The 25,512-nt window shown below is 41.3% G+C and carries 20 protein-coding genes; 4 read left to right on the top strand and 16 right to left on the bottom strand.

The window, feature by feature from the left end:
* Positions 1–14: 14 nt before the first annotated feature.
* The 5 genes from nqrC to cmk form a co-directional block, all read right to left on the bottom strand.
* On the bottom strand, positions 15–794 hold the full coding sequence (gene nqrC / locus IE080_RS15630; RefSeq protein ID WP_189584728.1) for an NADH:ubiquinone reductase (Na(+)-transporting) subunit C: 780 nt from the start codon (positions 792–794) through the stop codon (positions 15–17).
* Positions 781–1,998 (bottom strand): NADH:ubiquinone reductase (Na(+)-transporting) subunit B, encoded by a 1,218-nt coding sequence (locus tag IE080_RS15625; protein ID WP_189584725.1) that lies wholly within the window; start codon positions 1,996–1,998, stop codon positions 781–783. Before IE080_RS15625 ends, nqrC begins: the two co-directional genes overlap by 14 nt.
* A 4-nt stretch (positions 1,999–2,002) precedes the next feature.
* Positions 2,003–3,385 (bottom strand): Na(+)-translocating NADH-quinone reductase subunit A, encoded by a 1,383-nt coding sequence (locus IE080_RS15620; RefSeq protein ID WP_189584722.1) that lies wholly within the window; start codon positions 3,383–3,385, stop codon positions 2,003–2,005.
* Positions 3,386–3,523: 138 nt separating this feature from the next.
* Entirely contained in the window at positions 3,524–4,417 is an 894-nt protein-coding gene (locus IE080_RS15615; RefSeq protein WP_189584721.1) for a 4-hydroxy-3-methylbut-2-enyl diphosphate reductase, read from the bottom strand.
* The gene (gene cmk / locus IE080_RS15610; RefSeq protein WP_189584718.1) at positions 4,398–5,108 is read right to left on the bottom strand and encodes a (d)CMP kinase; all 711 of its coding nucleotides are present in this window, start codon (positions 5,106–5,108) and stop codon (positions 4,398–4,400) included. Before cmk ends, IE080_RS15615 begins: the two co-directional genes overlap by 20 nt.
* A gap of 155 nt (positions 5,109–5,263) precedes the next feature.
* Here cmk and ade point away from each other — a divergent pair, with 155 nt between their 5' ends.
* Entirely contained in the window at positions 5,264–6,898 is a 1,635-nt protein-coding gene (gene ade / locus IE080_RS15605) for an adenine deaminase (protein ID WP_189584715.1), read from the top strand.
* Between the two features lie 307 nt (positions 6,899–7,205).
* Positions 7,206–8,345, top strand: coding sequence for an acyl-CoA dehydrogenase family protein (locus IE080_RS15600; protein ID WP_189584852.1), 1,140 nt, complete (start codon positions 7,206–7,208; stop codon positions 8,343–8,345).
* A 291-nt stretch (positions 8,346–8,636) separates the two neighbouring features.
* Here IE080_RS15600 and IE080_RS15595 read toward each other — a convergent pair whose 3' ends face one another.
* Both IE080_RS15595 and IE080_RS15590 read right to left on the bottom strand, forming a co-directional pair.
* Positions 8,637–9,785: an ATP-binding protein gene (locus IE080_RS15595; RefSeq protein ID WP_189584712.1), complete on the bottom strand. Its 1,149-nt coding sequence runs from the start codon at positions 9,783–9,785 to the stop codon at positions 8,637–8,639.
* A 155-nt stretch (positions 9,786–9,940) separates the two neighbouring features.
* Positions 9,941–11,047, bottom strand: coding sequence for an NHL repeat-containing protein (locus IE080_RS15590; RefSeq protein ID WP_189584709.1), 1,107 nt, complete (start codon positions 11,045–11,047; stop codon positions 9,941–9,943).
* Positions 11,048–11,304: 257 nt separating this feature from the next.
* On the opposite strand from IE080_RS15590, the gene IE080_RS15585 reads away from it, so the two are divergent.
* The gene (locus IE080_RS15585; protein ID WP_189584706.1) at positions 11,305–12,672 is read left to right on the top strand and encodes a DUF5723 family protein; all 1,368 of its coding nucleotides are present in this window, start codon (positions 11,305–11,307) and stop codon (positions 12,670–12,672) included.
* Between the two features lies 1 nt (position 12,673).
* On the opposite strand, the gene IE080_RS15580 is transcribed toward IE080_RS15585, so the two are convergent.
* From IE080_RS15580 to IE080_RS15570, 3 genes are all read right to left on the bottom strand, one after another.
* The gene (locus IE080_RS15580) at positions 12,674–13,420 is read right to left on the bottom strand and encodes an MIP/aquaporin family protein (protein WP_189584703.1); all 747 of its coding nucleotides are present in this window, start codon (positions 13,418–13,420) and stop codon (positions 12,674–12,676) included.
* Positions 13,420–14,910 carry a glycerol kinase GlpK gene (glpK, locus tag IE080_RS15575; RefSeq protein WP_189584700.1) on the bottom strand — a complete coding sequence of 497 codons (1,491 nt, stop codon included), beginning with the start codon at positions 14,908–14,910 and terminating at the stop codon, positions 13,420–13,422. The genes IE080_RS15580 and glpK overlap by 1 nt, the downstream gene beginning before the upstream one ends.
* A gap of 471 nt (positions 14,911–15,381) precedes the next feature.
* Entirely contained in the window at positions 15,382–16,947 is a 1,566-nt protein-coding gene (locus IE080_RS15570; RefSeq protein ID WP_189584697.1) for a glycerol-3-phosphate dehydrogenase/oxidase, read from the bottom strand.
* Positions 16,948–17,073: 126 nt separating this feature from the next.
* On the opposite strand from IE080_RS15570, the gene IE080_RS15565 reads away from it, so the two are divergent.
* Positions 17,074–17,835 carry a DeoR/GlpR family DNA-binding transcription regulator gene (locus tag IE080_RS15565; protein WP_189584694.1) on the top strand — a complete coding sequence of 254 codons (762 nt, stop codon included), beginning with the start codon at positions 17,074–17,076 and terminating at the stop codon, positions 17,833–17,835.
* Between the two features lie 1,670 nt (positions 17,836–19,505).
* Here the strand turns inward: IE080_RS15565 and IE080_RS15560 are convergent.
* The 6 genes from IE080_RS15560 to IE080_RS15535 all read right to left on the bottom strand — a co-directional run bounded on the left by IE080_RS15560 (position 19,506) and on the right by IE080_RS15535 (position 25,491).
* Positions 19,506–20,027, bottom strand: a complete 522-nt coding sequence (locus IE080_RS15560; RefSeq protein ID WP_189584691.1) for a phosphoglycerate mutase family protein — start codon at positions 20,025–20,027, stop codon at positions 19,506–19,508.
* 437 nt (positions 20,028–20,464) lie between these two features.
* Positions 20,465–21,199, bottom strand: a complete 735-nt coding sequence (locus tag IE080_RS15555) for an RluA family pseudouridine synthase (RefSeq protein ID WP_189584688.1) — start codon at positions 21,197–21,199, stop codon at positions 20,465–20,467.
* 4 nt (positions 21,200–21,203) lie between these two features.
* Positions 21,204–22,784, bottom strand: a complete 1,581-nt coding sequence (locus tag IE080_RS15550) for a peptide chain release factor 3 (RefSeq protein WP_189584684.1) — start codon at positions 22,782–22,784, stop codon at positions 21,204–21,206.
* Positions 22,785–23,127: 343 nt separating this feature from the next.
* Positions 23,128–24,198 (bottom strand): DUF3810 domain-containing protein, encoded by a 1,071-nt coding sequence (locus IE080_RS15545; protein WP_189584681.1) that lies wholly within the window; start codon positions 24,196–24,198, stop codon positions 23,128–23,130.
* Positions 24,191–24,772 (bottom strand): NifU family protein, encoded by a 582-nt coding sequence (locus IE080_RS15540; RefSeq protein WP_189584678.1) that lies wholly within the window; start codon positions 24,770–24,772, stop codon positions 24,191–24,193. Before IE080_RS15540 ends, IE080_RS15545 begins: the two co-directional genes overlap by 8 nt.
* 53 nt (positions 24,773–24,825) lie before the next feature.
* Positions 24,826–25,491, bottom strand: coding sequence for a porin family protein (locus IE080_RS15535; protein ID WP_189584675.1), 666 nt, complete (start codon positions 25,489–25,491; stop codon positions 24,826–24,828).
* Positions 25,492–25,512 lie beyond the last annotated feature (21 nt).

The following is a 25,512-nucleotide window of genomic DNA, read 5'->3' as shown; positions in this document are numbered from 1 at the left end:
TTATAATGTTCGTATTAATTAACTAAAGCTAAATCAGTGGAGCCAGCAGAAGAACGCAATTTCTCGAAATATGCGCTGTAAAACTGCAAGTAGTTTCTCAACATATTGTTGACACCGTTAGCTGTGATGGTAGATCCGGAGATACCATCTACTTTGTGTAAATCATCAGAGAAGTCTCTACCTTCACCTTTTTGCATTACAACAGATTGGAAGGAACCTGACTCATCATAGATTTGCTTACCTTGAAATCTGTTTTGCACACCTGATTCGGTAATTCTTGCTCCAAGTCCAGGAGTTTCTCCTTTATGACCGAACGTAACCCCTGCAATGGTGTTCAGATCTGTATCTAAAGCCAAGAAGCCCCAAATTTCATCCCAAAGTCCTGCACCGTACACTTGTACAATGTAAGCCTCCACAGCATCAGGATTTCCCTCTTTGTGGAAGATAAACATTGGATACTGCCTTTTTTCAGGAGCCATTTTGTAGTTCTTAGCAACATTCACATTTTCTGCGATGATAGGATTCCCATCAGAATCTTTCTCAATTAAGTTGCCATCGATATCTACGACTTTAGAAGTGATTCTTTTGTCATAATACGCAAGAATCTCGTCAGAAGTCATTTTTCTCAAATCAGAAGACTCTAAAACTGCACCCAAAATTTGTTTTTTGGTATCTAGTTCTACAGCTTTTTTCTGAATAGGTCCCAATACCTGAGAAGTACCGGACAATAATAATCCTAATACTACTGTCAGGATTACTGAGAATGTGATGATATAAGCGTTAGACTGTTGCACGTTGTAACCTCCTTTTCTTATTAGCTTTTACTACATAAAAATCGATCAATGGCGCAAACACGTTCATAAATAGAACGGCTAGCATAATACCTTCAGGATACGCTGGGTTGGTAACACGGATGATTACTGTCAACACACCGATCATGAAACCATAAATCCATTTTCCTACTTCTGTCTGAGCTGCCGAAACTGGGTCGGTAGCCATAAATACAATACCGAAGGCCAAACCTCCAATTACCCAGTGGTACTCAGCAGGCATTGCTAAGTATTCGTTATTTCCAGCAAAAAGGTTAAAGATAACACCCATAAAATATGCGCCTGCAAAACCTGAAACGATAATTTTCCAGGAAGCAACACCGGTTGCAATCAAAATGACTGCACCAACTAGTGCCATTAATGCGGATGTCTCACCTATAGATCCCGGTATCCAGCCCATAAATAAGTTCCAAAACTCGAATAGTCCTGATTGCAAACTTGCGTTATGTTCGGCAAGAGCTTTAGTAGCAACTACGCCGTCCTGACCTGCATTATACACTACTGCAAGCGCAGTTGCGCCAGAGAAACCATCTACAGGAGCTTTATCTCCCAAATATGTCCATACCTGATCACCAGAAATCTGTGCAGGATATGCGAAATACAAGAATGCTCTTGCCGTCATAGCCACGTTCAAGATATTCATTCCTGTACCACCAAATACTTCTTTTGCAATAACTACAGCGAAGATAGTAGCTAATGCAACTTGCCATAAAGGAAGTGTTGCAGGAACAACCAACGGAATCAACATCCCTGTTACTAGGAAACCTTCGTTGATTGGGTGCTTACGAATGACAGCAAATGCTGCTTCTACTGCACCACCCGCCGCATAAGCAACGATTACAATCGGAAGTACTAGCTGAAGTCCCAATAGCAACTTAGGACCAAAATCTTCCCACAATCCTGCGGTTTGACCAGTAGCTAAGAAATGTTGATGTCCTGTGTTGTAAATACCAAACAATAAGCAAGGTATCATAGCAATCACTACAGTGATCATCATTCTTTTGAGGTCAATCGCATCCTTCACTTGAGCACCTTTTATTGCATTGGTATGATTCGGTGTAAACAAGAATGTTTCACCTGCTTCAAATGCATAATAAAAGTTCTCTAACTTGCCTCCTTTTTTGAAAAGGGGCTTCTGCTTGTCCAACAGATCTCTTAGAAACTTCATATATTTAACTGTGTTGTAATAAGTCTAAACCTTTTCTGACAATCTCCTGTACTGGGTGTTTGGATACGTCCACAAATTCACAAAGTGCCAAATCTTCTTCAACCACCTCATAAATACCTAACTCCTCCATTTCGTCGAAATCTTCCGCCATAATTGCTTTTAACAAATACACAGGAAGGATATCCATAGGAGTGACACTTTCAAAAACACCTGTCTGTACAAATGCTCTTTCTTCCCCACGTACGTTGGTATCAAGCACATATTCTTTCTTAGGATTCAAGAAAGAGAACAAACCTAAAGCTCTATGATAACTTAAGTGCTTGGTAGGAAGTGCCCAGCCCAAAAACTCATGGTAGTGACCTTCTGGAAGCAAGGTGATTTGATTGTGGTAATAACCGATGTATCCATCAGCATTGATTTTTTCACCTGTCAATACGTTTCCGGAAACCACTCGCGTATCTGGAGCAACAGCTGATTTCTCATCTTCTTTCAAGTTTCCTTGAACCAAGGTATCTACACAAGCCCCCATGTATGTTTTTACATAAGCTGCTTTCTTTGCCCTTGAACCTGCGATTGCAAATTTCTTTGTAGCATCATATTTACCTTCCAAGAACAACTTGCCAATCTGAGCAACGCCAAATGGAGAAATAGTCCATACTATCTCACCTTTATTGATTGGGTCGATATGATGAATATGCACACCTACGTTACCAGCTGGGTGTGGTCCTGAGAATTTATTTAACTCAACACCTTTCGCATTTGCGAAAATGGCAGGAACCTGCTCAGCTTCGTTTACATTCAAATGAACTTTTCCGGAGGTCAATTTACCTAATACTGTAAGGCCTGCTTGGAAGTATTTATCTTCTCCTTCCAACATAAAACCATAATCGGCTGCCAATGGATGGGTATCAAAGGCTGAAATAAAGATTGACTTAGGAGTATCAGCAGGATTTGCAACAATGCCGTAAGGTCTTTGAACCAATTGAGGCCATACACCACCTTTACACATTTGAGCAACTGCATCCTCTTTCGTCAATTTTGAAAGATCGCTTTCAGAAAACTTGTCAAATGATTCATAGCTGATAGCGCTATCAGCAAGGATCTTGATTTCTAACAATTTTCTTCGTTCACCTCTTTTAATCTCTACGATTTCACCAGATACCGGCGCAACGTATTGCACGGATTCCATGGCTTTATCAAACAAGATAGGCGTACCTGCTTTGACAGTATCCCCCTCACTTACAGTTACTTTTGGTCGCTGCAAACCGATAAAATCGGTTGGTTTTAACGCAAAAGTCTTAGCGGGCTTGAACTCTGCAAGCTGCTTTTCAGCTTTACCTACGAGCTTAATATCGAATCCCTTCTTAAGCTTTATTGTTTTTGACATATGATTTTATGAATATATGATCTTTTTAAAAACGCCCCAAATCTAATAAAATCAATCAGTTTATAGAAGATTATTTTGTTATTATTTGTGACTTAGGACACTTACGGAATTTGAACGATTTGGATACAAGAATTTTAATTATATCGCAAAATCATGTTCTAACTTCTCAATATGAGCTTTTACTTGTTCCATTAACCACATAGGTGTAGAGGTAGCACCACATATTCCTACAGTGTCTTGGTGGTCAAACCAACTCGGATCGATTTCGTTTTCATTTTCTACAAAATAACTCTTTGGATTCACGGATTTACACACTTGATAAAGTGCCTTACCATTGGAGCTTTTTTTACCAGAAACAAAAACAATCACATCGTTATCAGCAGCAAATTTACTTAATTGAGGCTCACGGTTGGACACTTGTCTACATATAGAGTCATTGGCATTAAAATCTAATTCTGTAAACTCCCCTTTCACCGACTTGATTCTTTCCTCAATCTTTTCTTTCAGCTCATAAAATCCTTTGGTGCTTTTGGTAGTCTGTGAAAAAAGCGTAACAGGTTTAGCGTAATCAATCTTATCCAAATCCTTATCTTCCATCACTACGATTGCTTTTTCTAAGGTCTGCCCCGTCAATCCAATCACTTCCGCATGTCCTTTTTTGCCATAGATGACAATTTGCCCCTGCTCTTTCTCCATTTTATCAAAGGCAGTTTTGACCCTATGTTGTAATTTCAACACGACAGGACAAGAGGCATCGATCAACTCAATGTTATTTTCGATGGCCATTTTGTAGGTTTCAGGTGGTTCGCCATGCGCTCGAATCAGAACTTTACAGTCACTCAACTCCTGTAACTGCTCACGATCAATAATCACCAAACCTTTGTCTGCCAAACGCTTGACTTCCATGTCATTGTGAACAATATCTCCCAAACAATATAGCTTATCCGAGGCTTCCATTTCATCCTCAGCCATTTTGATGGCAAATTCAACACCGAAACAATATCCTGAATTTTTATCTATGCTTACTCTCATACGCTACATCATTATTGCTCATCGTTTCATGAGCCAGTTGTACTATTTTGTCTACTTGTTCTTCAAAGCGTAGATGGCTAGTATCAATTTCAACTGCATCCTCCGCCTTCATCAATGGACTTTCTTTTCTAGTAGAATCTGTTTTATCCCTATCTGCTAGATTATTTATAATATCCTGCAAAGGCACTTCCTGCCCTTTTTCAGCTAATTCCTGTTGTCTTCGACGCGCTCGGACCTCTAGGTTGGCGGTCATAAACACTTTTAATTCCGCATGAGGGAAAACGACTGTTCCGATATCTCTTCCGTCCATCACCACACCTTTTTTCTGTCCAAGCGCTTGCTGCTGAGCCACTAGTGCCTCACGTACAGCCTTGATGGTGCTTACTTCTGACACGTAATTTGATACCCGCATGTTTCTAATATCAGACTCAACATTCTGACCGTTGAGATAGGTTTCCTGTAAACCCGAGGCTGGATTGATTTGAAAGCTGATTATCAATTGCTTTAAACTGTCTATGACTTGCTGCTCATTGTAGATATCTACCGAGTGATTCAAAAAATGCAGTGTGGCAGAGCGGTACATCGCCCCGCTGTCGATATAGGTATACCCTAATTTTTTCGCTACGGCCTTCGCAGTAGAGCTTTTGCCACAACCCGAGTATCCATCAATCGCAATTACAATCTTATTCATTTATGAAAAGTACGTGTTATTATCTTGATTTCAGGCGCAAATATAGTAGATTTAAATCTAATTTTACTGGCAAATAGATGTAATCCTCCGAAATGTAAGGGTATGCTTCATTTTCGCTAACTTATGAATTTCAATAACTTAAAACCTCTTTTTATATGGGCCCGCTGATCATTCAAGGTAACTTGGTAGATATTCGCAACAAATCAATTTATGCAGCTGAAATCGAAGTATATAAAGGTCAAATTGTTTCCATTCAGCGAATCCATGAAGATAAAAATCTTCCTTATCTTTTACCAGGATTTATTGATGCCCATGTGCATGTAGAATCTTCCATGTTAGTTCCCTCTGAATTTGCCCGATTGGCAGTAGTCCATGGCACGGTAGCTACCATATCTGACCCACACGAAATTGCAAATGTATGCGGGATGGAAGGGGTAAACTACATGATTGACAATGGAAAACAGACACCATTTAAATTCTATTTCGGAGCTCCCTCATGTGTTCCAGCTACTCCTTTTGAAACTGCTGGCGCAGAGATAAGTGTGCAAGACATCCATGATCTGATGGAACGAAAGGAAATCGTCTATCTAGCTGAGATGATGAACTGGCCTGGAACAGTCAACCGTGACCCCGATGTCATGGCTAAAATTGACATGGCAAAGCGCTATGGAAAACCAATCGATGGACATGCTCCCGGATTGATGGGAGATTTGGCCAAAAAATATGCTTCAGCAGGCATTACTACGGATCATGAGTGTTTTACTCTTGAGGAGGCCTTGGACAAAGTAAAACTGGGTATGAAAATAGCTATCCGAGAAGGCAGCGCTGCCAAAAACTTTGAAGCCTTGATAGATATCATCGATGATTACCCGGATATGGTGATGTTTTGTTCTGACGACAAGCACCCAGACAACTTAGCTGTCAGTCATATCGATGAATTGGTTAGAAGAGCGGTAGCAAAAGGAAAAAATATCTTTGATGTATTGAAGGCTGCGTGCTTGACTCCTATAGATCACTACAAGCTGGAAGTTGGTCAATTGCGTAAAGGCGATCCGGCGGATTTTATTGTGGTGGATGATCTGGAAAATTTCCGTGTCCAGAAGACCTACATCAACGGTCAATTAGTAGCCGCACATGGAAGCACCTTTATTCAAAAAGCCAATAACCCAATTATCAATAATTTCGAAGCCCTTCCCAAACATCCGCAAGAATTTCAGGTACCTGCAAGTAGCAACCGTATACGGGTTATTGAAGCCTTGGATGGACAACTGATCACTCCTGAAATTCAAGGAAATATCCTGATAAAAAATGGTTTGGCTGTGGCTGATGTAGCGAATGATATCCTGAAATTAAGTGTAGTCAACCGCTACCAAAACAGCCCACCTGCTGTAGCTTTTATTAAAAATATCGGCTTAAAAAGAGGAGCTATCGCATCCTCCGTAGGTCATGACTCTCATAACATTATTGCAGTGGGAGTTGATGACGAGTCCATTTGTCGCGCGGTTAACGCATTGATTGAGGTCAAAGGTGGCGTAGTGGCAATAGATGGAGCGCAAGAATTGCTTTTACCGCTTCCCGTTGGAGGTATCATGTCCGCAGAAGATGGCTACGAGGTAGCAAAAGCATACACAGCTATTGATTTGATGGCCAAAGACATGGGCTCTACCCTACAAAGCCCATTCATGACCTTAAGCTTCATGGCACTTTTGGTTATTCCTGATTTAAAATTGAGCGACAAAGGTTTATTTGACGGGAAGGAGTTCAAGTTTGTAGATGTATTTCTCCCTTGATTCAGCTACATGATTATTGAAGTTCAGTTTTTCTCCAGAAAAAAGGAACATTCACAGAAATTCTATCCTCAATTTCAACCAGTTGTAAAAAATGGAAAGAAATTTTTGCAAAATATAATTTCGTTTTAATGTAAATCACTTGTGCTTTATTTTAAACCAAGCCATTCTGATTTTCCCTTATTTGTCAAAAAAATCAAAGCCTGGAATCCTATTTGAATTACTAGCTTGCAGGCAAAACCTTCAACATCCACAGGAAGTTTGTATATTCGAAAGGTATAAACCCAAGTATAACTAGAGAATATATATGATGAATTTTGAGATGAATGAGAATCAGCAGATGATTGCTCAGATGATCCGTGATTTTGGAGCCAAAGAAATTACTCCGTTTAGAAAAGAATGGGACGACAATCAGCACTTTCCTTTGGAGCTTTTTAAAAAATTGGGAGAGCTCGGACTGATGGGGGTATTAGTACCCACAGAATATGGTGGCTCTGGATTTGGTTACTTTGAATATGTGACAGCAATTGCTGAACTCGCTAAATTAGATCCTTCTGTAGGCTTATCTATGGCTGCTCACAATTCCTTGTGTACCGGACACATCCTCATGTTTGGAAACGAGGAGCAAAAACAAAAGTACCTACCAAAACTAGCTACCTGTGAGTTTTTAGGAGCTTGGGGTCTTACAGAGCCTAACACAGGTTCGGATGCAGGTAATATGCGAACAGTTGCCATTAAAGATGGTGATTATTATGTAATTAATGGAGCAAAGAACTTCATTACACATGGTTATTCTGGAGATGTGGCCGTCGTTATCGCACGCACAGGTGAAGTAGGTGATTCTCATGGTATGACTGCTTTTATCATCGAAAAAGGCACACCTGGTTTCAGAGGTGGAAGAAAAGAAGATAAACTTGGTATGCGTGCATCCGAGACAGCTGAGTTGATCTTTGAAGATTGCCGAGTGCACGAAAGTCAGATTTTGGGAGAAGTTGGGGAAGGTTTTATCCAATCCATGAAAATTTTGGATGGAGGAAGGATTTCCATTGCAGCTTTGTCTTTGGGTATTGCAGAAGGAGCTTTGGAAGAGTCTATCAAATACTCCAAAGAGCGCGAGCAATTCAATCAGCCTATTTCCAAATTTCAGGCAATTTCCTTCAAATTGGCAGATATGGCAACTCAAGTGGAAGCCGCTCGCTTATTGACTTTCAAAGCTGCAGACATGAAAAATAGAGGTCAAAAAGTGACCTTGGCGGGGGCTAAAGCTAAATTATATGCATCAGAAGTTTCCGTAAGTGTGGCCAATGAAGCCGTACAGATATTTGGAGGCTATGGCTTTACCAAAGATTATCCGGTAGAAAAATACTACAGAGACTCCAAACTATGTACCATCGGTGAGGGTACTTCTGAAATCCAAAAATTGGTAATTTCCCGTGAAATATTGAGATAATTGCTTAAAAAGTAAAAATGATCCATTTGCCCCTTCTGATAATAAAAAATTGGAAGGGGTATTTTTTATTAGGCTCTGCAAGACAAACGTAACAACCTTTAAAGGGAAGACAGAGGAGAAGAGGTTTTCATCCAACCCACCGATCTATTAATCAAATTTATGCAAAACAGCCCACGCTTGGATTACAGAGGATGCAACAGAGTTCAGATATGTATTGATTGATAGGCTACCAATTTACTGGTTTACCCACCCACAATTAGTGGATAGAAAAGACAAAATCAACCACCACCTTTATTGGTTTGTATAGGGATAATGTCCTAACCATTGCCAAAAATTATCCTTATGTATCACTTGCGTCGTCACCGGATTATACGTTTCCACAAAACTTGTTGGAAACTTTGATTTGGCTTTTGGATTCCATTTGAATTCGAACGCAAAAATTTTCCCATCAATCTCTTCCACATAGTCTATTTCCTGCCCACGGGTGGTTCTCCAAAAATAGGTTTTCCCATAAAAGCCATTGTAAGAAAGTAATTTTTGGCGTTCGGAAATCAAGAAATTTCCCCATAATTGGCCGATGTCGTTCCGATTGCTTAATGCAGCATAATTCCCTATGATGGAGTTTCTCATCCCATTATCAATAAAGAAAATTTTTCTGCTGCTACTTATTTCGGAGCGTAGATTTCGGCTAAATGGATTCAGTTTGAATATAATGAATGCTTTTTCCAATAAATCAATGTAAGCAGATACAGTGGATTTATCAGCTTGAACAGTTCGACTTAATTCATTGTAGCTCACTTCAGAACCTACCTGCCAAGCCAACGCTTGAAGAAGCTTATGAAGTAGTTCAGGCCTCCTTATTCCTTTAAAATTCAACAGGTCTTTGTAAAGGTAGCTTGAAGAAAGATTTTGAAGTAAAGCAATTTCCTCTCCCGTATTGGATATTATTTCGGGATACGATCCAAACACAAGTAGCTTTTCCAGCTTTGGCAATGCTTTGGCAAGTCCTTGCCAATCAGTTAATTCCTGCCATGATATAGGAAATATTTTATACTCCCACTTCCGACCTGTTAAGGGCTCATTTGCAGAGCTAGCCAATTCCAAGGAGGATGAACCTGTTACAATTAGTTGGATACCAGTGAAATGGTCTGCCATTAACTTTAATGTCAATCCGATTTCAGGGATGCGCTGAGCTTCATCAATCACAATTACCTTATGTTTGCCAATAAAACTTTTTAAAAATTCAAGATTAGGATTCGATAAAAATTCGACCGTTTGAAATTCATCACCAGTAAATAGCAAATAGTCATGACCTAACTGGGAAGCCAATTCTTCTACCAATGTTGTCTTGCCAACTTGTCTAGGTCCAAGAAGTATGATGACCTTTTTCCAATCTACTCGTTTGGAAAGTTCGCTATGGAGAATCCGCTTAATATGCATAATCAGCGATTATAATCCCCAAATATACGTATATTTGGAGATTATAATCACCAAATATCCATATTTTCAGGGATTATAATTTTGGATAATACATAAAACGATACGTCCCCTAGTTTTTTTCATACACATGCAAGCCAAATCAAAGGCAAAACAATTTAATCCATCAATTGAAGCTTCCCCCTATACACCGTAAAGCTTTCATCTTCCTTATCTTTGCTTAGAGGCTTCATCCACCAGAGTTCTTCATCGATCACCCTGTAGCTATCGTTCCACATGGCAGGGCGTGGTACTGGAAGAACCTTCCCATCGACAAGGGCAACTGTTTTCCATTCCTGCTGCTGTCGTACGGAAGTTTTCAATGATTCATCGGCACTACCATTCCTGACTTTTTCCCAATCAGGCAAAGCTGATGGAGATGGCCCGGGCTTGTAATGAATTAAGAAGACTTCTCCGACCATTTCCAAACTTTCGATGGATGAAGGAAAAGGAAAACCCAATTGAGTTCCATTGAGTACACCGTAAGGAACTTGGCCATACTCCAAGCCTTCATTTTCATAAAACCCATCCAACTCCAATCGTTGACTGGATTCAAAAACAGGAATTTCACCTTTCCATGAGTAGGTATAGAGCACAGGCTCATTCTGAAACATCAGGTAAAGCTTTTCCTTTGATTGGTCAAAGAAAAATCGTGGGCGAAAATCTTCGAATGGGTAAGCAAGGCCTGCCAAAAATTTACTATCCTTCGGAAAAGGGATCAGTTGTTTTGTCTCTCGAGTTTCCAAGTCAGTCATCAAAAGATTCATGCGCTTTTCGAAAAACGCTTGCCCCACTTCCTGAATGTCATCCATCAGGTCTAGATGATGCAGGACATATGTCTTCCCATTCTTTTCAATCACTTGGTTTTTGCGGAAGATATTGATAAACCCATGAAACCCTGTCTGGTATTGATACACGCGATTTTGGAGAAGTACTTCGCCTTCCCGAGAAAAAACGATGAGCCCATGAACCTTGTCAGTGATGAGCAAATTACCCTCTGGGGTCAAAGAGAGATTGTCAGCAACCATGCTAAAAACCCCAGGAACATCGCCCGTTTTAGCCCATTCAGTTACAGGCTTACCAGTCCTATCAAACACAAAAATCTTGGATGCACCAGCATCTCTGAAGAAAAGATATTCCTCCGTAGCATATTGAAACAAAAACAACGAAGCCAACACATCTTCTACTTGAACACTATCGATAACGACGATTTCAAAGGCTAGCATGGATGAATCGTTTGCTTTTGACGATTCATTTCCTTGACAAGAAGCCAGGAAAGCGGAAAAAACCAGCAAAAAGGTGGCTCGATAAAAATCATAAAATACCCTCATAATTCGTTTATTAGTGATCATCTCAAATTTATAGAAAACCGCCTAAAAAAAATTGTAATTGAATAAGCTTTTAAGATTCTTTTAAATTTAATGGGTTTTGGTTACATTGAATCAAAGAGAAAAAATCATCCTCATCACAAAAAAAAACCCTTATGAAATTCCTTTTCCAAAATCAAAAACGTGCATTACAAGCCGCTCTATTGATTGTTTGTACACTCTTGGGCATAGCGCCGACTTTTGCCCAACAAGGATTTGTAGGTATTCAGAACACGACTAGGCGTGGGCTCCTGCATGCCACCATGAATCCGGCGGAGATCAGCAATCTTCACCGGAAGGTGGAAGTCAATCTTTTTTCCATAGCGGGAAATGTGAGTAATGATGTACTTTCCTTTAGTGATTTTCTCGGAGATGAAGAGATTACAGAGATCCTGTTTAATAGGGTAGATGGACCTGTGAATGTACGAACAGACATCGGAATCATGGGGCCTTCAGTTGGGTTTAGGGTAGGTAAATGGGGTTTTGGTGTAACCACACAAGGTTTTGTACGAACAGATGTGATTGATTTTGATGCGAGTTTGGGTCGAAGTATTACTACTGCCACTGATGGGCAATCATTTGTGGAAAGCACCATAAGCCTAACATCCAATCAACGGATCAATCTTGCCGCTTGGACAGAATTTGGATTGATGGCAGGAAGAGAAGTTTTCCAAAATGAAAATCACCGAGTCTCTGTGGGAGGGGGCATTCGACTACTCATGCCAAGTGCGTACTTCAATGCAGGGATTGAAAATATTCAGGGAACGCTACGGATTGATCAAAACAGTTCGGTAATCACCAATGCAACTGGTCGGCTAAATTTCAATTATTCTGGGGTAATTTTTGATGAATCATTGGATGAATTCAATCTCAACGCCTTGTCCTTTGGGAGTATTTCGGGCCTTGGACTGGATTTGGGCTTATCTCATGAATGGATAAAAGATGGGGTAGTCAAGGCAAGCTCCGGTTTTTCTTTCAAAGGAATGGGGTCTTTGGACTTTGGTGCCAATCAGGTCAATCATAACTACAGCATGAATATACCATCTGGTCAAAGTTTTGATTTGAATCAATTGGAGGGAAGCTTCGAGGATATTGAAAACCAATTACTAGCTTCAGGATTTTTTACCAAAACATCTGACGGAGATTATAATCCAAACTTACCCAGATTATTGACGGCTTACACGGATCTTCGGCTCTCAAGAATATTTTATCTGAGCTTATTCAGTCAGTTCAATCTTGGAAACACCAGTAAAAACGAACAGATCGCTGCCCAAAACATCTTCGCAATAACCCCACGTGTAAAGTTCGGTATATTTGAAATCTTCTCTCCTTGGATGAGTACAGAGATTGCCGGTATATCGGGAGGACTGGGACTTCGGGCAGGAGGGTTCTTCATCGGAAGCAATTCCGTACTGACAGGATTCTTAAATGACACTAATCAGGCAGATGCGTATGTTGGTTTTAGTTTTGGATTTGGCAGGTAAATTATACCATCCCCCCTACTCCCAGCAATAAATAAATTCCTGCTGCTATGGCCGCGCCTAAAATAGGACCTACTATGGGCACCCAGCTGTAAGCCCAATCACTACTGCCTTTTCCTTTGATCGGAAGCAGCTGATGCATCAGGCGAGGACCAAAGTCTCTTGCTGGATTGATGGCGTAGCCAGTCGTCCCCCCTAAACTCAAACCAATCACCCACACCAAAAAAGCCACCGGCAGCGCACCTAAAGAACCTAAGCCTATAGGAGTTCCACTTCCATCCTGCAAAACAGGTTCGGTGGAATATAAAATCACAATAATCAACACAGACGTCCCGATGATCTCGGAGAATAAATTGGAAGGTAAGTTCCGAATGGCTGGAGCAGTTCCAAAGGGAGCGAATTTCAATCCTGGGTCATCCGTGGCATCAAAGTGATCTTTGTACATCAGCCAAGCGATACCCGATCCAAACATAGCGCCCAACATCTGTGCTATGATATATTTCGGTACCTCCGCCCAAGGGAAATCGCCTGCAATGGCTAGGGCAATACTGACGGCAGGATTCAAATGTGCGCCACTGTAAGGGCCCGCAACCACTACACCAATAAATACACCCAAAGCCCAAGCGGTGGTAATGACTATCCATCCACTGCCATTTCCTTTGGTTCCTTGCAAAACCACATTGGCGACTACCCCGGAACCCATTGCCAATAGCAAGGATGTTCCTACAAATTCTGCTACAAATGCATCCATTATTCTATCCAGTTTTTAGCACGCTCCACGGCTTTATGCCAAAAATGTAAAAATTTCTCCACTTGAGCTACATCCATTTGGGGTTCAAATGATCGGTCCGCTTTCCAAAGTTCTTTCAACGCATCCTCATCTTTCCAAAAGCCAACAGCCAAGCCTGCCAAAAAAGCTGCCCCTAGCGCCGTAGTCTCGACAATAGTGGGTCGCTGAATACTGCAATTAAGAATATCTGCCTGGAATTGCATCAAAAAATTATTGGCCGTAGCCCCTCCATCCACACGCATTTCTTTGGTTGGCTCTCCACTGTCTTTTTCCATGGCTTTGATCACATCATTCACTTGATAGGCGATCGCTTCTAAGGCAGCTCGGGCCATATGGGCCGATGTAGTCCCACGGGTGATGCCAAAAAAAGCACCTCGGGCATTGGCGTCCCAATGCGGCGCCCCCAATCCAGCCAAGGCAGGAACAAAGTAAACACCATCATTATCACCCAAACTTTTGGCCAATGATTCACTTTCTTTGGCCTCACTTAAAAGGTTTATCCCATCTCTCAACCATTGAATAGCAGCTCCTCCTATAAAAACTGAGCCCTCCAAAGCATATTGCATCTTTCCATTGATTTCCCAAGCTACAGTTGTTAGCAAGCGATTGCTGGATTTGACGGGAGTATCGCCCGTATTCATCATCAAAAAGCAACCTGTACCATAGGTGGTTTTGGCCATTCCAGCTTGGGTGCACAATTGTCCAAACAATGCCGCCTGCTGATCGCCCGCAATCCCCGCAATGGGGATTTTATGGGAAAGAATATCTCCTGAGGTAGTTCCATAGACTTCTGAAGAAGACTTTACCTCTGGCAAAACACTGGTCGGTATATCAAACAACTCCAATAATTCCTGATCCCATTGCTTCTCATGGATATTGAACAGCATGGTTCTGCTCGCATTACTTACATCGGTGACATGGGTTTGGCCTCCACTCAATTTCCAAACCAACCAGGTATCTACTGTCCCAAATGCCAATTCTCCTTTAGCAGCTTTTTCACGAGCCCCTTCCACATGGTCGAGAATCCATTTCAATTTGGTCGCAGAAAAATAGGCATCCACGATCAAACCTGTTTTGTCAGCGATCAACTCCGCTTTTCCCGCAAGCTTCAGCTCCTCACAATAAGAAGCAGTCCTTCGATCTTGCCAAACGATCGCATGGTAAATGGCTTTTCCAGTTGCTCTGTCCCAAACGAGGGTGGTCTCCCGTTGATTGGTAATCCCAATGGCAGCGATTTGGGACGCTTTGATACCCTGATTGGCCAAGGCTTCGATCATCACTGAAGATTGACTGGACCAAATCTCCTGCGGGTCATGTTCCACCCAACCGGATTTAGGAAAATACTGCTTAAAATCTTTTTGTTCTACAGAAACAATCTGTCCCTGTTTGTCAAATACAATCGCTCTTGAGCTTGTCGTCCCTTGGTCAAGGGCTAGGATATAGTGGGTCATGGGGAGTGAACAGTTAGTGGTTGATTAGTGATTAGTTGATTGAGTGTCGACGGTCAACGGTTTGGATATCTGTAAGTTTACAATTCTCATTTTATCATGTGAATATGAGGTTAGTACTGTTTGAAGATTCGAAATTCGACGTTCATCATTCAATAGTTTAGTTTCTCTAGTTTTTTTCTTAATAGGTTAATCTCTCATGTTTCATTCTATAAACCAGCAATTAGCTCCATCGGAGCGGCAGACATTATAGCAACGGGTTTCAACCCGTTGATGCAAAATTATTCCCTAGGCGAAGTGTCGTAGACACGATTGACATTGGCTCAAGGCATGTATAGTTTATGGCTTGATTCTTAATTTCTCCCTTTGGTCACAAATTTTTCAAATCAAATTATTCTGCGTTTTCCGTTTATTCTGCGAGCTTTTCTTGATTCTTGGTTCTTGATTCTTGGTTCTAATCTCTCGCTTCTAACATCATCCTTCCAAGATATACTTCTTCCCTAGTTTTTCAAAATCTGCCAATTCTTCCGTGATCCAAGCTTCGTCTTTGCCCAGTTCTTGGGCCATAAGATTGGCTACCTGGGGGGCCATTCGTAGGGCTGCTCTGGCATCTAGGAGTAATACCCGCATGCGTCGGCTTAGAATATCTTCTACTTTCATTGCCATCTCATGACGGGTACTCCAAACTACTTCAGCCTGCGTGTAAGGATAATCGGGATGGAGTTGTTGTCCAAGTTCAGGGTTCTCTTGAATCATTTCTTGGATCTTCTTAGCATCCGAACCATAACTTCTCCAATGTCCATTTGCTGGATTTTCGGTATACCCATGATACTTGATATGGGCAGAAGCGGAGGCTGCCATTGATTGATCTGTTACCCTTGCAAATTCCTCCACGGTGTCTTCCCCCATTTTGCGGAAAGTTGTCCATTTCCCACCTGTGATGGAAATTAGTTTACTATCGGAAACAATTACCTTGTGCGAACGGGAGATTTCTTTCGTTTTGGTACTCCCTTCTTTGGGGGCTGCCAAGGGCCGCAGTCCTGCAAATACCGCTTTCACGTCTTTGCGAGTAGGCACTTTATCCAAGTATCCTTCAGCCGTTTCCAGAATAAAATCAATCTCCTTACTCAAAGCCTCTGGTTCCAATTTGGCTTTATCTCTCAAAGTATCTGTAGTACCTACGACCAACTTATCCAACCAAGGCACAGCAAACAGCACCCTACCATCAGAGGTTTTGGGTATCATTAGGGCATCTTTGCCCCCCAAAAACGATTGATCCAATACCAAATGAATTCCTTGGGAAGGTTGAATACTTTTAGGAGCTCCAGGCTGATCCATTTGCAGGATTTTATCAGCAAAAACTCCCGTAGCATTGACTACCATTTTTGTGCGAATTTTGTACTTCGTTTTACTAAGATTATCCTTTACTTGAAGGCCATTAATTTTACCAGAGGAATCTTTGCTAAGTGAGATTACTTGCATATAGTTAAGCATACAGCCACCCATTTCGTCACAGGTTTGAGCAATACTCAACGCTAAGCGGGCATCATCAAACTGTCCATCGTGATAGACCACTCCACCCATCAAGCCTTTTTCCTTGATTTGGGGAAGTCGCATTTTGGTTTCTTTTTTGGAGATAAATTTAGATTTTCCCAAGCGGAGTTTCCCTGCCATCCAATCATAAATTTTCAATCCCACGCTGTATTGTAAGCGGTCAAACCATCCATAGATGGGAATGATGAATGGCTGATTATAGGTTAAATGAGGCGCATTTTGCAATAACCTTCCTCTCTCTTTCAAGGCTTCCAATACCAAAAAAACATCCCCTTGGGCCAAATAGCGCACCCCTCCATGTACCAATTTGGTACTTCTACTCGAGGTGCCTTTGGCAAAATCTGATTTATCCACCAACACCACAGACAATCCTCTGGACAATGCGTCCAAAGCAACACCCAAACCCGAAGCTCCTCCCCCGATTACCGCAATATCCCATAGGTAATTTTCGTCTTGTAATCGAAGAAGGTTTTTATTTCTATCCATTTTTAGTAATCATTTGTTCAAAAATATCAAAAAAAGAAACAAAAAGAAACAAAATGAAATATTTAAATTTTTTAGGCTTTCTTTTATGTCCGTTTTTGGGTACTTTTAAGGGCAAAATCAAGATAAATGACCATAGCAGAACGACATAAGCATATTTTAGACGAATTAGCGAAAAATGGTTTCGTCAACGTAACAGATTTGAGTAAAGAGCTGGATGTTACTGTGGTTACTATCCGAAAAGATTTAAAGCTCTTGGAGGATAAAGGTCTATTATATCGATCCCATGGTTCTGCTACTCCAGTATCTCCCTATGTCAATGATCGTTCTGTCAATGAGAAAAAATTGGTTCGAGTAGAGGAGAAATTGAAAATTGCTCAAATAGCTGCTAGTTTGGTAGATGAAGATGATGCCATCATCATCGGTTCGGGCACCACAGTAGTAGCATTTGCGCAATCCATTCCCAAAAATAAAAAGCTGACCGTACTCACTGCCGCCATGAATGTGACTTTAGCATTGATAGATGCTTCTGAAGTGGAGGTAGTTCAATTAGGTGGAGTAGTAAGGAAAACCAGTAGTTCGGTAGTAGGCCACTATGCAGAAGAAATGCTCAAGCAATTTGCCTGTTCAAAGTTATTTTTTAGCGCAGACGGTGTGAGTTTGGAAGATGGGTTGACGACTTCCCATATGATGGAAGCCCACCTTAATTCTCAGATGATGAAGGGTGTGCAAAAAATCATCCTGCTCGTTGACTCCAGCAAGTTTGGCAAAAGAGGTTTTGGGAAAATCTGCAACTTAGAAGATATCGACATCATCATCACTGACGCAGGCATTCCCGAACTTTACCGCGAAAAAATGGAAGCCATGGGGATTGAAGTGAGGGTTGTTTAGGAGACTTGCCTGCTGCAAGCAGGAGGCGAGAAGCGAGAGACTAGATATTAGAGGCAAGAGCCAAGAAACAAGAATCAAGACTTGGTGTAAGAAGGAGGCTTGTCTTTTTGAAATTAGGTAGAAATAAAGTGGAAATAAGAGTAGAAACAGTTTTTAACTAATTCAAGTTTTCGGGGCATATTAATCAATAATTGTATTTCCTGTAGCATTCAGGAAGAAGAATGATATGTCTAGAATTTGTCGAAGATTGTTAGGTGTTATAAGCACTGAGAAGCCCGACCTCGAAGAGGTCACATGTTTATAGATACCAATTGAATAGTAGCCCTATTCGACCCCTTTCGGGGTCGCACCTTGGTCTTGGTTGATTTTGTGCTATAAACATATGATCCTGTTGGGATCGTAGAGCTTTCTTTTGGGAAACCGAATGCTTGAAAGCAGCTTTTTCTTCTGTACTGATTCCCTTAGTAGACTCAATTAAGAATTTATAAGTTAACTCCATGAATTGCCCCGGGTTTTAACCCGGGAATACATGAGCATCTCCTGAATCATTTAGTTGGGTTTTAACCCACTACCATGGAACGTCAGCAAATACACCAAATCATCGGAATATATCTTTGAAAACTGTAAGGATTGAGATTTATCCATCTAATAAGAATCAAGTCCCAAGACGCATAAAGTGTGAAACGAGGGAAATATAGAATGAGGAATTGGTTGCGATTAGGTAAGTATCAAGACCCAAGAAACGAAAATTTAGAATTTTTTCGAAGATTGTTAGGTGTTATAAGCACTGAAAAGCCCGACCTCGAAGAGGTCACATGTTTATAGATACCAATTGAATAGTAGCCCTATTCGACCCCTTTCGGGGTCGCACCTTGGCCTTGGTTGATTTTGTGCTATAAGCATATGATCCCGTTAGGATCGTAGAGCTATCTTTTCGGAAACCGAATGCTTGAAAGCAGCTTTTTCTTCTGTACTGATTCCCCAAGTAGTCTCATAGAGACGACCAACATATTAGCCGAGGGTTTCAACCCTCGGATTAAAATTTAGTTGATACCACCAAAGTCCCATAGGGACGGCCGACATAAAAGCCTTTAGCTCATGTCAATCGTGTCTACGACACTTCGCCTTAGCTTATGATTTCGAATCAACGGGTTGAAACCCGTTGCTAAAATGCCTGCCGCTCCGATGGAGCTGTTAAATGGATTATAGCATGATAATTCGCTCGATACGAAAGACAGTGAAGAGTGAGCAGTGAGGAATTTTGAATGTGCAATGTGGAATGTGGAATGGAAAACAAATAAAAAGCACCCTGCACCTACACTGCTCACTTCCAACTGCAGCTGTTCATTGTCAACTGATCACTTTCCACTAGTTCCACCGTCGCTATTCTGTAGAATCCCACAAATCATTCAAAATTCTTCATTTCACATTTTCCACATTCCCATACTACTGGCTTCGACTCCGCTCAGCCGCCAAGTACTGTAGATGTACCAAGTACCAGGTACAAAGTACCAAGTAGGGAGTCCCGGAGTAAAAACACGAATAGCTAGTCTACGACTTACGAAACCGTTGACCGTCGACTGTTGACCGTCGACTTCCCTCTACTAATCACTTAATCAACCAATCACTAATCACTCCCCATTGCTCACTACCCACTTATTCACTGCTCACTAATTAAACTCCCTGTAATCTCTTCTGAGTACTGTACTCGAACCATCCTTTTCAAGAGTAATTTCAAAAATATACCCATATTCTAAATCTTCTAATTCAGAGTATTGCTCCCCATTTTGAACAAAGTAATTGACAACATGGTGAATGGTATTGCTATGGCCGACCACCAACATATTCCCTTTACGCTTCCTTAATTCCTTCACAAGATCATCATGCTTACGGACTTCATAAATCTCCAAGGTCAAGCCGGGGATTTTTTCAATCAACGGCTGAGCAGTCGCTCTTGTACGTATAAAATCGGTGCTGAACACATGTTCAATTTGTTTATCGGAAAGAATCTCTGCCAACTTCTTGGATCGCACAGTCCCCGCCACACTCAAATATGGATCATCCCCAGTCAATAATTTTTCTGCATGCCTCACCACATAGATGGTCTTCGGTTCCTGCTTCGCCCCACAAGACCATAGAAGGAGTACTGCTAAGAAAACTATTGCTGTGTAAAATCCGAATTGTTTTTTCATAAGTATTTTTTTTAGAAGCGAGATGCGAGAGATTAGAAGCAAGAAACAAGAACCAAGAATCAAGACTTGCAGCGCGGTTGAAACTTGCATTTATCCTTTTTTAGCACTTTAATGTCACTGCTGTGGACACCTAATTACTAATCACTCACATGTACCAAGTAGGGATTCAGGAAATAAAAAAGAATAATCATATTTCAATCACAATCGTGCCGTGGACAGTCGACAGTGGACCGAGGACCTCCAACTCATCAACCAATCACTATTGCCACACTAAACCGTATTCCACACCCCTTCCATTCCTCATTATTCATTCCTCATTCTAAATTCTTCAACACTCCTCCTTCATCCATTCAATTTCCCACTGCCAACTGCTCACTTCGTCACTGTCAGTACTCACTGTTCACCGCTCACTGTTCACCGCTCACTGTTCACTCCCATCATCCACTAAATGTATTCGCTACATGCTGATCTTTTGCTTTGACTGGTTCAAATTCTAAGTATTGCTCCCAGAAAGCTTCTTCCGGTAAAGCGGCACGTAGATAGACCTTTTCTTTTTTGATCGGATGGACAAAGACCAAATGGAAGGCATGCAAGTTGATATTGGCATCCGCATTTGGCTTATGGAAACCATATTTGATATCCCCTCTGATCGGACAATCCATGGAAGCCAATTGAACGCGAATCTGATGTGGCCTACCCGATACCGGGCGCACCTCTAAGAGCCAATGATCATTCAGCTTGCCAACGGTTTTGTAATTCAACTCGGCTTTTTGTGAACCAGGAACCTCTTTGGTATATGCCTTTACAAAGTTTTTCTGCTCATCTTTTACCAAGTAATGTGTTAATTTTCCTGACTCCTCTTTTGGCTTATTTTTGACCACCGCCCAATACACCTTATGAATATCGCGCTTGCGGAATAATTCCATCATGCGCTCTAAGCCTTTGGAAGTACGGGCAAATACCACCAAACCACTCACCGGTCTATCCAAGCGGTGCACGGGGTGTAAGAATACTGCCCCTGGCTTGTCATATTTCTGAGCTATATACTCCTTACAGTAATCCGTAAGGGTTTTGTCTTTTGTTTTATCTCCTTGGACAAGGATACCCGCAGCTTTGTTGACCACCAACAGGTGATTATCTTCATAGACTACGGAGAATGGTTTCTTTTTCATGGACTTAATATTCCGAGGTGAAATGAAATTCAATTTCAGGATAGTTGTCCTGCACCATTTGCAACCAAGCTCTCGACTCGGCCATAAAGACTAATTTATCGTCCTTATCTCTGGCAATGTGTCTACTCTTAGAGCGAACAAACTCATCCAATTGTTTTTTATCCTTACTGCTGATCCAGCAAGCTTTGTACAGATTCATAGGAGCAAACTCCACAGAGGCATTGTATTCATGCTTCAGTCGAAACTGAATTACTTCAAATTGCAATTGACCAACGGTTCCTACCACTTTACGGTTACCCATTTCATAGGTAAAATACTGGGCAACTCCCTCCTCCATCAACTGCTTCAGACCTTTTTCCAATTGTTTGGTTTTCATGGCATCTTTATTGATGACCTCCTTGAAAATCTCCGGAGAAAAGCTAGGAATTCCTTTGAAAGTCAGGTTTTCTCCCTCCGTCAGTGCATCCCCGATTTTCAAATTCCCCGTATCGTACAAGCCAATGATATCTCCGGGGAATGCTTCGTCTACGATTTCCCTATCCTGCGCCATAAATTGCGTTACATTGGAGAAACGCAAAGGCTTGGGACCTCGAACATGGTTATAAGGCTTGTTTCGCTCAAATTTACCGGAACAAATTCTCAAAAAGGCAATTCTGTTTCTATGGTTAGGATCCATGTTGGCATGGATTTTAAATACAAACCCAGAAAACTTGGACTCTTCTGGTAGTACTTCCCGCTCCTCAGCATTCCTGCTTTTCGGTGCAGGGGCAATATTGATGAACGTATCCAGCATTTCATTGACTCCGAAATTATTCACCGCAGAACCAAAAAACACAGGTGCTACTCTACCTTCCAAGTATTCCTTTACATCAAAATCAGGATACACACCCTCAATCAATTCCACATCTTCTCTCAATTGATTGGCAGGATTCTGACCGATAAGTGTATCTAGTTCAGCATCATCCAAATTTTCAATGACAGTTCTGTCATCTGAAAGTTTTCGCTGACTTGGAGTAAACAGGTTTAGTTTTTTGTCAAACAAATTGTAAACACCCTTAAAGCTTTTACCCATTCCTATAGGCCAGGATAGCGGACGAACTTGAATATTCAATTTTTCCTCTACCTCATCGAGCAACTCATATGGGTCTCTGCCCTCCCGGTCTAATTTATTGATAAAACAGATAACCGGTGTATTTCGCATCCGGCACACTTCCATCAATTTCTCTGTCTGGATCTCTACCCCTTTCACACAATCGATCACCATGATTACCGAATCCACCGCTGTCAATGTACGGTAGGTATCTTCCGCAAAATCCTGGTGCCCAGGAGTGTCCAACAAATTGATTTTTACGCCTTTATATTCGAAACCCATGACAGAGGTAGCAACAGAAATCCCCCGCTGCTTCTCTATTTCCATCCAGTCAGATTTGGTAGCTACGTCGATCTTGTTGGATTTTACGGCACCCGCCGTCTGAATAGCTCCACCAAAAAGCAGAAGTTTTTCAGTCAAGGTAGTTTTTCCCGCATCCGGGTGAGCAATGATAGCAAAGGTTCTGCGCTTCTGTATTTCGGTAGTCAAACTCATCTAAATTCCTGATTCAGTTTTTTTCAGTTTGCAAAGGTACGGTAAATTTCCGAGAAATGAGGGAAGTATGAAAGGAGGAAGGAGGAAGGATGAAATCCCATTCCCCGAGCCATGCGAGTAAATTAAATGATCAATCCTGCCATTGTAAATAAACTATCCCCCAAAATTTCTCTCAACTCCTTAATCTGTGTAAATCTGTGACATCTGTGGACTTTTTTATTTCAGATTTTAGAAGGTAAAGTTTAGATTTGGGCTTAATCCAATATTTTTGCGCCTTTGCGCCTCTGCGTGAACCCTTTTCGTGAGACCCAATGCGTCATCGTACCATTCGTGGACTTTTTTATCAGTCTCTTAAGGTATTTCTCCAAGCAAAGGCTAACATCGGCAATTGTTGATAGCTATTCACGCCCGCTTTGACTCCTTGGGTTTTCAGGAAAAGGTCATTGGACTTCCGGCTGATCTCTAGATTAAAAGGCTTAATCTGTTCCTGTATTTTTTGAATAGATAAGAGGTCGTTGCGAATTCCTGTGGGCAAGCCTTGGTAAAAATCCCTGTAAAGATCCCGGGACATCCGAAGTAAATCATTCATCTGATACCGTAAGAGGCGGAGTTGACCGGAGTATTGAAGTAAGGGATCCTCTGAATTGGAGCAAATAACCCAAGCAATGAAGTTAGCCTCTCCCTCATCAGTCACCCCATAGCTATGGGCCATTTCATGCGCAATCGTAAAAGGTTTTTCCAGGGGATGTAAAGTGGGGTCTATGTAGCTCTCTCCAGTGAAAGGGAAATAGATACCCAATATGCCCATTCTACGCATAAAGCCAGCTGGGTAAAATTGTTTGGTCCGAGGCTCACCTGTAAAATTTAAACCCAAGAGGTATAAATTTTCTCGCATATTGGCTCTTACCAATCGCTCCAAACTATCGTACGCAAGAATTTCTTCAATCGCTACTGTATCTTGGGTAATGGTATTACGAAGGTTATTGACAATCCTCAAGGTCAAGTTCATCTCATCCTCCAATTGCTCCTGATTCAATGGAATAGGATTAATGTTTACTTGCTGAAAAATCGGTACACGTTGATAGTTATACCCCCAAAGGACAAGGAAAAAAAATACGATAGCGCCCAAACTATTAAACAGCGAGCGAATGCTATAGCCTAATTTATTTTTCCAGCCTTGCTTTTGGAAAAAGTAATAAATAAAAATGCCAATAAAAATAAAGATAGAGGCTACAAAAAGATACACTGTAGCAAATGGCAATTGGGATATCGTAGTATCCACAATATTGCGAATTCCAGGAAAAACAGTTCTTGAGTAAACCAATTCGGTTTTCTCAGGGTACTTAATTGCAAAATGCCTGACCAGTAAACTAGTCAGGCCTAAGATTGTCCACGTCCAATTTCCTTTAAACACCTTCTGCTTGTACTTCTTTTACCTCCGGAATCATTCGGGTAAGAAGATTTTGGATTCCTGCCTTCAAGGTCACAGTGCTGGAAGGACAGCCCGAACAGCTTCCCTGTAACAATACTTTCACAATACCATCTTGAAAACTATGAAATACAATCGCTCCACCATCTTGTTCAACGGCAGGACGGATATATTCGTCCAAAATCCCTTTAATTTTTTTCACAATTTCAGAGTCATTTTCATCAAATAACGGATCTTTATCATAAACCACCGTTACTGCCGATTTACCGGACTCCAAATATTTTTTGATATGCTCACGGATAAAGTCTTGTATCTCGAACCATTCTACATCTTCTTTTTTGCTTACAGTTACGAAATTTGCAGCGATAAAAACACGCTCTACTGCCGCAAAATTGAATAACTCGTTTGCTAAAGGAGAGGTCTCCGTGCTCTCTTGGGTAGGATAATCAAAACTAATGCCATCATCTGCCAACATAAAGTTGACCACAAACTTCATAGAGTTTGGGTTGGGATTGGCTTCCATATAAATATGTACGGGGCGTTTTTGAGCTTGCAACATGTCGATTGGATTTAATTCTATTCCTATACCTCAAAAAACACTAAATAGTTCCTCTATTCTTCTTTTTTCCACTTCGGCTTGACCAACTGGAACATATATGTCAGAGAAACTTCAATAGTAGAAGAGTTCATATCAAAAATCCGGTTTTGGGATTCCGGTCGTGCAAATTCATATCCAAAGCGGACATCACCCGCTAAGGTTGACTTGCCTAAAAGCTTGGACAATCCAGCCCCAAGGGTCAATCCATACATAAAGCGGTTGGGATTATCACCCGGCTGACCATAAGTCGGCAGGAATATCGGATTATCAGGAACCTCTCGCTTGATGTCAATCGCATTGATCAACATACCCACATGAGGTCCCAATTTGATATGAAAGCGCCCGGAATTACCGAAATAAAAATTGGACAGAAGAGGCATTTTTAAATAGCGCAATTCTGTTTGATTCTCACCGCCGGAGATACTGTCCCGTTGGGTGTAACCCAAACTCACCTGATGAATCTCCAAGGCAATGCCTGCATTTTTATTACCAAAATACTCTACTACCAAGCCATAAAGAGGCGCATTGATATTGGATGTATTGATAGCAGGACGTCCCGGCTCAGGTCTATAGGTAATTGAAGACGTACTATAGCCACCCCGTACCCCGACATTCAACTGAGCAACAGCCTCCCAACTCATCAGCAGCAGTAACCCAAACAGCAGATAGGATAATTTCATGCTCAAAAATACAGTAGATCT

It is taken from the genome of Mongoliitalea lutea, from assembly GCF_014652135.1.
Taxonomy (GTDB): domain Bacteria; phylum Bacteroidota; class Bacteroidia; order Cytophagales; family Cyclobacteriaceae; genus Mongoliitalea; species Mongoliitalea lutea.
Note: the sequence above shows the minus strand (reverse complement) of the source record. Positions and strands in the feature narration are given on the sequence as shown.